The sequence below is a fragment of the Acinetobacter sp. V2 genome (genome assembly GCF_001188385.1).
GTDB classification, from domain to species: domain Bacteria; phylum Pseudomonadota; class Gammaproteobacteria; order Pseudomonadales; family Moraxellaceae; genus Acinetobacter; species Acinetobacter oleivorans.
On the sequence record NZ_JZFB01000001.1, the window covers coordinates 1212575 to 1223367 of the forward strand.

Consider the following 10793-nt stretch of genomic DNA (forward strand, 5'->3'; position numbering starts at 1 on the left):
GATGTTATACAGACTATAGTTCAGAATAGCTGCGTTTAAGGGCTTCATTTTCAGCAAATGAGGGCTGGTGACCTGCTGGCCGCTTAAATCAACTGAATAATCAGTCAACATGTTCGACGGAACTTGTAAATTTAGAGCCTGCTCATTCTCTAAATATTTAAACTGGATTCCTTTTAGTTCATCAATACACACCCATTGGTTATCAGGAATCTGCTCATCCATTTTTACCCTTAAAGTTTTTAATGCACCAGAGCGAATATATAACTTTCCATCCTTAGATTGCTTCACCGCAACTAAGTCTTCAGACTCATTTTTATTAATAGAAATATTTAAAAATAGTTGGTTAAAATTAAGTTCTTGCTCCTGTTCACCTGTCTTCAGCTGTGCATACCTGTTAGTGCTATCCGTAGATTTAGGAACACTGGGAACTGCTGTTTTCGTATTATCTTGTAGTTGCTCGGCAAAAGAATACGCAGGAAGATATGCGACACATAAGACACCTATAATATATTTCATATAAGCCTCTTAAAGTGTGGTTTTCTTACCATTAACTGTCAGAGATAAACTGTATTTATGATTGGGCTGATATGTAAAATTATTAATAGAGTATCTTCGTGCCTGCTCCGCAAGAATATAACCATTTACGGTATTTACTTTAATCGGATAATTTTTATTTTCAGTCTTATCTACAAGCGTTAAATTGCTTAAAAGTGCGTGCCGATTTCCAATATTGCTTATGTTTAAGGAAGGTACCTCTTGATTAGGATCAATTTTCCAATTTAGTTTGGTAATAGCATCTTTATTAACTACAAATACGGGTAATGATGAGCGCAATAATACATTTACGCCTTGAGCAGCTTTACGACTATCTATTGGTTTTGGTAGTTCATCAATAATAATACGATAGGTTTTTTCACCAGAAACAGGTGCTGGATTAATTCTGACTACACGCAAGTTATAAGAGTCATTGGGTTGTAGTTTTAAAAATGGTGGACTAATGGCGATCTCATCTGTAGGTGTTAACTGATCTTGACCATTTTTTTGAGTCCATTCAAATACGCGAATCTGTAAATCACTGCTTTCATTTGACTGATTAAATAAGCTAATTGATGAAGCATTTTGATTACTTAATATTTCAACATTCACAGGTGAAAGTCGAATCGTGGCAGCACTAATGGCGCTAGACAAAGATAAGAATAAACTTGTAATAATAAAAATATTTCTTTTCATGACTTGCTCAAATATAAATTTTTAATGTATTAGCCCTTTTAAAGGGCTAACAGTATTTCTAATTTATAAGAATTAATAAGTTACCGTTACAGTTACGCTATCAACATAGCTACCTGCACTTGGTAAAGTCGTTCCGGCAGGAATACGGCCATACACGTTAACAGTTTGAACATTACCATTCCCAGTTCCACTATAGGCAGTGGTTGCAATACCAATTGCTGTTGCACGACCTGTGTCAGAGAAGAGGTTATAAGGAATGTATTCTGTAGTGGTTGCTCCACCAATCATACGACGTTGTGTTGATAAAACATTCTGACCACCATCAAATGATAAAGTCCATGGCACAGTGTTGTTACATAACACTCTGATGGAAGTACCACCTGTGGTCGTGGTATCTGCGTCTACATTGCTAGCAAGAGAACTTAACGTACCAAAGTCCAAGACCGCATTTGAAGTTGTACCGGTAGCTGATGTATTTAGAACACAACTATTTGTTACTGTTGCTCTAACAGTTAATGTACCCGTTGCTGTAGCTGCATTTGCTGTATTGAGAGAAAATAATCCTATAGCAATTGCTGATAAATAATAAAAAGTCTTTTTCATGGTCTAAACCTTTTTACATTAAATTGTTGAAATTAATAGTTGTAAAAAAATTAACCCTTGCTATTACAATCATTTCTAATTTGACTGCTCTTTTAGAGCTTATATTTTTTACCCTATTTTTTCATAATACATAAAAAATATTAAAATGTATGACAGTATTTTTATTTTTAATTCCATTTAATAAAATAGAATTACTCAAATTAACTATTATTAACAAATGGTTAACATTTAAAATTATTAAGCTTATGATTTAACTTAATTTATTAAAAATATTCTAAAATTTATTGAAAAAAATTTAAGCAAATATGTCAATAAATATAGCTATTTTTTAAGCACTTAAAAGTCATTTACGGGCTTAATAATTTTAATTCTTATATTATCATTCTATCTAACTTTTAATTTCACATATCTTATTTAAATATATATTTAAAATAAACTATTTAATATTACAATTTAAATAGAAAGCAAAATGATGAATAGCGGAACAATAGTTCACTCCTATAAAATAATTTTCTTTCGTTTAAGCTTCAAATTTTGATAAAGAAATATAAAAAAAGGCCTCTTACGAGACCTTTATTTTATGGTTTTAAATCTAATTAAACGCTTAACATACTATTTAAAGTTTCAGAGACGTTTTTCGATTTCACTTTAGGCTGCAATGCTTGTAAAGCCTGTTGCACTTGAGTACGTTGCGGTTCAGCAAGTGTGTACCAACGTGACAATACCTGTAACAGACGTGAACCTAAAATTGGGTTCTTTTCATCAAGATATTGTGCAAGATTAATAAAGTGAGCTACACCAAATCCCCAAGTGTTTTCAGGGTTATTTGATAGCCCTCCACTCACCGCACGAATACGGTTTGGAGTCGTTAAATCATAGTCAGGATGTTGAGTCAGGTACTCGATCGTTTCTGCTGTCGCATTTGGGTTTGCTGCCTGAATCATGAACCATTGATCTAAAGACAAGGCTTCATCTTTAAAGCGGTCATAGAAATCAGCAAGTGCATCTTGAGCTTGAGGTGCATTTTGCCAAACCAATACACGTAACGCCCCTAAGCGTTCAGACATATTACCTGTGTTTTGATATTGTACGTGTGCAAGTTCAAATGCAGTTTGATCGCCCTGACGAGCCATCATCATCAGCATGATGTTCTTTAACGCACGCACACCCATTGCCAAAGAAAACTCTTTTTGCAGGTCTGGGTCAAGCGTAAGGTAAGTATCTTTCCAGAATGAACCCAACTCTTGTGCCAAACGATTCAGCAAGGCCTCACGTTTTACATGAATATCGGATGGTGCATAGTTCTGATCGATACGACTACCTAAGTAACCTTCACTTGGTACATCAAATAAACGCGATGCTAAAAGCGGGTCACGGCCAACTAGCTCAGGTAAAGTACTTTGAATAGCTTGAATGTAAGCATCAGCTGAATGGTCTTCTAGCAAAATACGCTCAAGCAAGGTTTGGGTTGCTTGCCACTGGTTAAAGCCATTCGTTTCGTGCTGAATTAAGAATGCTAATTCTGTATCGGTATAATCAAATACAAGATTTACAGGAGCTGAGAAATTACGAAGTAGCGATACCACGGGTTGCTCAGTCACACCAGTAAATTCAATGCTTGCCTCATCTTGGTCAAACAAGTACACGCCATCTTTAACATCGTTTACGAATAGACTGTCACTGTGCAATGTATATTGCTCACCTGTTTTAGCATTAAAGAGCGCTAAAGCCACAGGAATTGGAACAGCTTTTAAATTTGGGTATTTAGGATGTGCTTTCAGGCTTTGTTTAAAACTTAAACGGTAAGTTTGTGCTGCTGCATCATATTCACCTTTTGCTTCAAGCTTTGGTGTACCTGGTTGGTTATACCAAGTTAAGAATGCAGATAAATCTACACCAGAACCCGCTGTTAAAGCAGCAACCCAATCTTCTACAGTTACAGCCTGCCCATCATGACGGCGGAAATATTCGTCGGTTCCTTGACGGTATTTTTCTTTGCCCAGTAAAGTCGACATCATGCGGTTAATTTCCGCACCTTTTTCATAAACAGTTGCTGTATAGAAGTTATTAATTTCTACGAAGTGGTCTGGACGTGGCGGATGCGACAATGGACCTGCATCTTCAGGGAACTGATGAGATTTAAGCACAGCGACATCATCAATACGTTGAACCGCAGCAGATTGTAAATCTTCTGAGAAAGATTGATCACGGAATACCGTTAAACCTTCTTTTAAACAAAGTTGGAACCAGTCACGGCAAGTAATACGGTTCCCTGTCCAGTTATGGAAATATTCATGGGCAATCACAGACTGCACACGCATAATCGCTGCGTCAGTGGTGTACTCTTCATCGGCAAGTACACATGACGTATTAAAGATATTTAAACCTTTATTTTCCATTGCGCCCATGTTGAATTGGCTTACCGCAACAATCATATAGTTGTCGAGGTCATAGGCACGTCCATAGTGTTCTTCATCCCAACGCATAGAATGCTTTAATGCTTCTATCGCGATATGACATTTTGGAATGTCTTTCTCAATCGCATAGATTTCTAAAGCAACATCGCGCCCTTCAGACGTCGTATAACGATCTTTAAGAACAGCTAAATCACCAATGACACAAGCAAACAAGTAGCTTGGTTTTTTAGTCGGGTCTTGCCAGATCGCAAAGTGGCGGTTTTCGCCAACTTCACCTGTTTCTAGCAAATTACCATTGGCAAGTAACACTGGATATTTTTTGTCTGCTTCTACACGTGTAGTAAAGACTGAAAGTACGTCTGGACGGTCTGGATAGAACGTAATTTTGCGGAAACCTTCAGGTTCGTTTTGGGTTACAAACAACTCATCGGCTTTATATAAACCTTCTAATTGAGTATTAGTTTCAGGATGAATAATGACTTGTGTTTGTAAAATGACTTCAGCTGGTGCGTTAGTGATCACCAATTGCTCACTATCGAGTGAATATTGTGCAGAAGTAAGAATTTGTCCATTTAACTGAACAGATTGCAACTCAAGATCACGACCAAGTAAAACCAGATCGCCCTCAGTTTGGCGCTTCATCACCAACGTTGAATCAACAATTGTTTTATCGTCATATACTTGAATATCAAGATTAATTGATTCAACTAAAAACGCAGGTTTTTGATAATCTTTTAAATAAACTGTTTGATCTGCCTGAACTGGAGGCTGCGCCGCAATATTCATCTTTATTCCTTATATACTCGTCTAAAACGGCAGTATGAGTCGCCATGAAATATCATACGCCAAGTCATACATACTGTATTTGCTTACCTTTATAAAATTAATGGGACTTCATTGATACATTTCAAATTAGAATCTGGTTTTATTAGCACAGATTAGACCAAATTTACGATAATCGTTGTTTATATAAGCAATCTATACAATAAAAATAAAACACCTTTAGCTTTTAACATTTTTTAGAATCAGCTTACATTTTGGGCATGGTTCTTGCCTATTTAAATAGACCAATATGGGTATTTCAATAAGAGCAAGAGGTGTCAATATGGAATTAAAAGCACATTTTCATCGTTTAGAAAATATTAAAGCGATTCATGATTTACACGCAGCAGGACTCGATCACCATGTGATTGCGGTGTTCTTAACTGCGGAAGGCATTTCTATGACGACTCAGGAGGTTAGCTCCATTGTGAATACTTACGATGCACTAGGCAAAGTAAAATTACCAAGTAAAAAAGTACAGGCACTTATTAATGCCAAAAAACTTGGACAGAATGATGAGAACTTGCCGTGCCCTGTTTAATCAACAATTTAACTCGCGATGAAGACCTAAAATTCTCACATAGATTTTAGGTCTTTTTATTTTAACAACAAACGGAACTCGCAATCTCAGCCATATACAGTACGGCTGTGTATAATAGCCCCATCATTTTTTATTTTATGTTCGGAGCAAAATGGCCTTACAAATTCTACAGAAACAACTGGATGAAAGTAGCCATTGTCCTCTCTGCCAAGCTTCAATGTACTGGGTAGATGCCGAGCAATTTGAACAAGACATTCAATTTCATGAATGCAGTCATTGTCAGCACCGCGTATTTAAAGACGAAAAAATGACGTGCCACTGTGAACAATGTACAAAACAGCGTAAAAAGCTTTTACAGCAAACCCGCTTACAAGAACAACGTCAATTTAAATCAAAAGAACAGCCACAACGCAGTCTGGAACAGATCAGTTTTTTGCATAAACTTTTCTTGCTGAGTCTTTTAGATGAATATGCACGTGAAGAAATCACTCATGATGAATATATTCATTGGGACAAAATTAAATATCATCAGATCACCCCTAACTGGATGTTTCAGAGCTATTTAATTAAACAGCTACATAAAGATGGCATTTTGAATGCAAATGATCAAACTGAAGATCCACAGTGTTTTTATTTAAATATTCGTTTAGATGGCTACAGCGATCCAAGTTTATTTAGTGTGGCTCAACAACTACGTAATTGGTTTTATGAAAATTTAAGTTTCGGCGTTCCCTTTCGTAGTGCCGATGAAGTTAAAGACGTACTTTTTCAGGTGCTCTATCAGGAAATTATCCAGTTCATGCAATTTTATTGCCGAACTTGGGGCATTCAGATTGCTGGGAATTCAAATTTCCAAAGCTTTTGCTACCGCTTAATGGAATCATTGGCGATTGGACAGATCTATTATCTAATTCAGACGGCACTCGAATATCTTTATAAACAAAAAGCATTGCAACCTCGCAATGAGAAATTTATTAACACCAATTTGTTAAAGAAAACATTAGAACAATACCGTGAGAGAGCCTTAACTGAAAAGTGGGAAACCTCTATGCTGCCGCGTCCTCATAATATTCCATATAGTAAAATGAGTTATATTTTGCTTAACCGTTTCTTAGGTTATGACGAACAGATATTTGTACAACCTGTATGGAAAGCATGGCGCAAAATTGAACCACGTTTAAACTTTTATTCTGTCAAACGTTGTATGCATTGTGGTTCAAATGATTTAACCGTTGATTATGATGCGGCAGATTATGTTTCTTTGATTTGCCAAAAATGTAAGCATCAAGACCACTATTTTACCCACTAAATCTATATCACTTTAGCTTACTAGGGATAATAATATGACATCGACATCTAGTTTGATTGAACAGGTCATTGAAGCTTGGCAAAACATGCAGGCAAAAACGCCTCTTGTGCAATGTATTACCAATAGCGTTGCGGCTAACTATACAGCCAATGTGTTACTCGCTTCTGGTGCTTCACCTGCGATGATTGATAATCCTTATGAAGCAGAAAGTTTTACCAAAATTTCATCGGCTTTAAGCATTAATTTAGGCACCCCGACTTTAGAGCAAATGCAGGCCATGCAAATCTCTGCAAAAACAGCACAGCTTAATAACATTGCATGGGTACTTGATCCGGTGGGCTATGGGCCAGTTTTAGCTTGGCGCAGTCAAATGACTGATGAACTTTTACAGTTTAAGCCTAGTGTTATTCGTGGTAATGCTTCAGAAATCAGTACGCTTGCAGGTAATCAAGTTCAATCTAAAGGTGTTGATAGTACCCTAAGCAGTGATGATGCCTATCGACAAGCTTACGCGCTATTAGTACATACCGACTGTATCGCAATTTCAGGTGAGTCAGATTACATTTTATCTAAAGAACTAGATGTCGTTATCCAAGTGAACGGTGGCAGCCCCTTACAACCCAAAATTACAGCAACTGGTTGTGCTTTAGGTGCATTAATCGCTGCATATAGTGCAGTAACGACTCCAACCATTGCAGCACTTTCAGCACATGTGCATTTTGCAATTGCGGGTAAACTTGCTGCCAATCAGGCACAAACGATGGGAAGTTTTAGTACCATTTTTATGGACTATATCCATATGTTAGATGACAACCTGATTGAACAATATGCAAATATAAAGCTATTCGGTTTAAAGGCATAACCGCAAGTTATGCCTTTATTCCACTACTCTTATTTTAAAAGTAAGTAGATATCTGTAATAAGGTCACACTCTTTCACATCATGCACAAAGTTATGATAGTGAAAGAAAACTGGATATTCCCCTACTTCTTCGGCTTGCTCAGGTAACCAGTTTCTAAAGATGTAATAAACACTATCTTTAATCTGGTCGTGGCTACCCAAATGTCTTACGGTCGCATAACGACCGGCAGGAATTTCCCCTGTTAGTACGCCGTAACTATTTTCCGGTACAGCCTTTTCAATTGAACCAGCAATATCAAATCGAAACTCGTCAGACGGTGTCTGCTCAGGGTCTGCAAACGGAATACCATAAGTTCTAGACTTGGTCACAGGCGACAAACCTGTTTCTTTGCGCCAAGCAATAAAACGTGCAGCGGTTTCAAAGACTTTATCTGGACTGCCTAAATGCGATAGATAGGCAATCTTTTCAGCAGGACGCTCAACAATATTTACATTCATTTTTAGCTCACTTTTTGGAAGTGTAAAAACAAACTTCTGGTGCCAAGATTCCCAGTCTGGTTTATCTCTAAAAGCCCGAGGAGTTTGATCAAATGAACGCTTAAATGCACGAGTAAATGCCTCTGGACTATCAAACCCTGCTTGCAATGCAATCTCAATAATCTTGAGATCAGGTTCAAAAGCCAATTGAAAAGAGGCCCGCTTTAAACGAGAAAGTTGAATAAACTTCATCACATTTAAACCAATATGAATGGCAAAAATACGATGAAAATGAAACTTAGATAAGGCCGCAATTTGGCTCAATCGGTCAACATCTAAATCTTCATCTAAATGTCTTTGAATATAATCGCAAACCAGTTGCAGCTTTTGTATATATACAGCCATACATTCATGTCTGTTCATTCGATAGCACTACTTTTACATAGTGCTGATCTCTATTCTTGATCGAAATTGCGTTTTTTAGTGTTATACAACTTGTTTGAAATAATCTTCTCTTGGCATATCAACAAGCTCAACGCACAATTGAATTTCTTTATTAAACTCTTGCTGTAGATAATTTTTATTGCTGAGCGCCGTTAATAGCTGATCACCCATTAGCTGTTTTTGTTCGTCAGTTCTTCCAGACAAAATATAAACTTTTACATGAATATAAGCTTGATCAGCCCCTAAGCCAATGAGAAAAACCTCGTCTTTACGCGCACGGCTTTTAATGTCTTCTGGACTAAATAGCTCTGTCTCAATCAGTGTGGTATTAATTTCTTCAAGTAATTGTTTTGCGTTTAATCCAGTTAAGTTTTCTGAATAATCAACTACAACGTGCGGCATAGCCACCTCAATTTATGTAATAAGTAATTAAGCCAATCAAACTTTACTCAATAAATAATAAAGCTAATCGAACCTGATCATATCCCATTCGAGGACTAGTTGCTTCAACAATTGGTCTTAGTTTGATCGAACCATCATCAGAAAAATGATCTGGATTTTGACGTTTTTTCAGCTTCTTATAAATTTTACGAATTTCTTCGACTACTTCTTCCCCCGGATGAGCAACGGAAATATCTAGCTTTTGTTCTTTATGAAGTCGAGCCAAATGATTAATGATGGTTGCTGGTGTCAGACCACGCTCATGCGCGATGTCTTCAATTTCATAGCCTTCTTCAAACAACGCACGTGTCTCGTCTAGCGTTGCCGTAGCGTAATTTTGCTTTCCACCTTTTGCGAGTTTCTTCTCATTACGAGAAATCTCAGTTTCATTTAAGGTGCCGCCACAGTGACGAATAAAGGCTTTATGCTGAGCGGTTAAATCTACATCTGCAAAGTTGTCTTCAGCTTCTTTAGAAAGCTCTTGGAAACGACGATCAGCTTTGACAGCTAAACTATCTAACTCTAAAGCTTGCTCGTTAATCCCTAATAACTTAAGACCAGTTAAAGATTTTAAACGCGATAAGGCTACATAACCCTGACCTTTTTCGAAGGTATTCGTAAGGTTAATTTCAGCAGCTTCCAAAGTCATACCTTGGCTTTTATGAATGGTAATTGCCCACGCTAAACGAAGTGGAATTTGCTGGAAACTGGCAATCACTTTACCTGCCTCGTTTTCAACTGACCATGTTTCAGGAGCAACCAGCAATGTCGTACCATCAGTTAGTTTTACCTTTGGTAATAAGCCATTTTCGTCATCTTCTTCAAAGCCAATAACTTCACCTAAACTCCCGTTGATATAACCCATATCAAAGTTGTTTTTTACGAACATGACTTTTGCATGTTTCTTTAAGGTAAGTTCTTCTGGTGCGCGTACCGAAGATTTTAAAGTTTCTAATAACTTTTCATTACCATCTAAAACGGCATTGAATTGATGCCCTTCATTATCAATTTCATTTAAGTGCTGATAATTGATATTGTCGACATCCATATTGTGCGTATAAAGACGAGTAAAGGTCTCACCAATATCATGCGAGCGTGATTGACGTAATGCGTGTAAATGATCTGATTGAATATTCTGCGCACGAATGGCATTTAAAATCTGATTAAGAATTTCATCATCTTGACGGTGTTGTTCTGTTAAATAACATACGCGAAATTTGGCTTCGACCCATGCATCCGACATAAAACAGAACTTATCACGGTTGGCTTCACTATTACGCCCAACGGGTGGCAACTGAAAGAAATCTCCAGCCACAATGACTTGAATACCGCCAAACGCTTCATCACTTTCTTTAAAATATTTTAAAACCTGATTGACCAGATTAAGCTGCTTAGCATGTAGCATCGAGATTTCATCGATGACGAGAACTTGCGCATTTTCAAGGTGTTCCTTGAGATATTTGCGCTCTTTCATACGTTTTAGGTCATCGTCAGTTAACTGATCTTTAATACCGATGCCCGCCCATGTATGAATGGTCATGCCGTTCATATGTGTTGCAGCAATACCTGTAGATGCCGTAATTGCCACAGGCACTTTACGTGCTTTTAGGTATTGGATGTACTGATTAAGTGTATAGGTTTTCCCTGC

Annotated in this window: 9 protein-coding genes and 1 pseudogene; 3 read left to right on the forward strand and 7 right to left on the reverse strand. The window is 37.2% G+C overall.

Translation table 11 applies throughout. The features are described 5' to 3' along the window. From UC75_RS05565 to pepN, 4 genes and pseudogenes are all read right to left on the reverse strand, one after another. Positions 1-516 (reverse strand): annotated as a pseudogene (locus tag UC75_RS05565) (fimbrial biogenesis outer membrane usher protein); the annotation flags it as partial. 9 nt (positions 517-525) lie between these two features. Continuing rightward, a complete protein-coding gene (locus tag UC75_RS05570) occupies positions 526-1230 on the reverse strand; it encodes a molecular chaperone (RefSeq protein WP_049836965.1) in 705 nt (234 codons plus the stop codon). A gap of 72 nt (positions 1231-1302) precedes the next feature. After that, complete coding sequence (locus tag UC75_RS05575; RefSeq protein ID WP_049836966.1) at positions 1303-1833, reverse strand: spore coat U domain-containing protein; 531 nt, start codon at positions 1831-1833, stop codon at positions 1303-1305. Between the two features lie 596 nt (positions 1834-2429). Next, a complete protein-coding gene (pepN, locus tag UC75_RS05580) occupies positions 2430-5036 on the reverse strand; it encodes an aminopeptidase N (protein ID WP_049836967.1) in 2607 nt (868 codons plus the stop codon). Positions 5037-5355: 319 nt separating this feature from the next. Here pepN and UC75_RS05585 point away from each other — a divergent pair, with 319 nt between their 5' ends. The 3 genes from UC75_RS05585 (at position 5356) to thiM (ending at position 7784) form a co-directional block, all read left to right on the forward strand. Next, a complete protein-coding gene (locus tag UC75_RS05585) occupies positions 5356-5613 on the forward strand; it encodes a hypothetical protein (RefSeq protein ID WP_013197392.1) in 258 nt (85 codons plus the stop codon). Between the two features lie 151 nt (positions 5614-5764). Further along, on the forward strand, positions 5765-6922 hold the full coding sequence (locus UC75_RS05590; protein ID WP_049836968.1) for a hypothetical protein: 1158 nt from the start codon (positions 5765-5767) through the stop codon (positions 6920-6922). A gap of 34 nt (positions 6923-6956) precedes the next feature. Continuing rightward, positions 6957-7784: a hydroxyethylthiazole kinase gene (gene thiM / locus UC75_RS05595; RefSeq protein ID WP_049836969.1), complete on the forward strand. Its 828-nt coding sequence runs from the start codon at positions 6957-6959 to the stop codon at positions 7782-7784. A 29-nt stretch (positions 7785-7813) separates the two neighbouring features. On the opposite strand, the gene UC75_RS05600 is transcribed toward thiM, so the two are convergent. From UC75_RS05600 to UC75_RS05610, 3 genes are all read right to left on the reverse strand, one after another. Beyond that, on the reverse strand, positions 7814-8665 hold the full coding sequence (locus UC75_RS05600; RefSeq protein ID WP_049836970.1) for an AraC family transcriptional regulator: 852 nt from the start codon (positions 8663-8665) through the stop codon (positions 7814-7816). Between the two features lie 81 nt (positions 8666-8746). After that, a complete protein-coding gene (locus UC75_RS05605; RefSeq protein ID WP_005306564.1) occupies positions 8747-9106 on the reverse strand; it encodes a 5-carboxymethyl-2-hydroxymuconate Delta-isomerase in 360 nt (119 codons plus the stop codon). A 43-nt stretch (positions 9107-9149) separates the two neighbouring features. Continuing rightward, positions 9150-10793: helix-turn-helix domain-containing protein (locus UC75_RS05610; RefSeq protein WP_128825204.1), on the reverse strand; the 1644-nt coding region annotated here is incomplete at its 5' end.

Coding starts and splice junctions, on each gene's coding strand:
- pepN (WP_049836967.1), bottom strand. CDS start 5,036: ATGAATATTGCGGCGCAGCCTCCAGTTCAGGCAGATCAAACAGTTTAT.
- UC75_RS05590 (WP_049836968.1), top strand. CDS start 5,765: ATGGCCTTACAAATTCTACAGAAACAACTGGATGAAAGTAGCCATTGT.
- UC75_RS05600 (WP_049836970.1), bottom strand. CDS start 8,665: ATGGCTGTATATATACAAAAGCTGCAACTGGTTTGCGATTATATTCAA.
- thiM (WP_049836969.1), top strand. CDS start 6,957: ATGACATCGACATCTAGTTTGATTGAACAGGTCATTGAAGCTTGGCAA.
- UC75_RS05575 (WP_049836966.1), bottom strand. CDS start 1,833: ATGAAAAAGACTTTTTATTATTTATCAGCAATTGCTATAGGATTATTT.
- UC75_RS05585 (WP_013197392.1), top strand. CDS start 5,356: ATGGAATTAAAAGCACATTTTCATCGTTTAGAAAATATTAAAGCGATT.
- UC75_RS05570 (WP_049836965.1), bottom strand. CDS start 1,230: ATGAAAAGAAATATTTTTATTATTACAAGTTTATTCTTATCTTTGTCT.
- UC75_RS05605 (WP_005306564.1), bottom strand. CDS start 9,106: ATGCCGCACGTTGTAGTTGATTATTCAGAAAACTTAACTGGATTAAAC.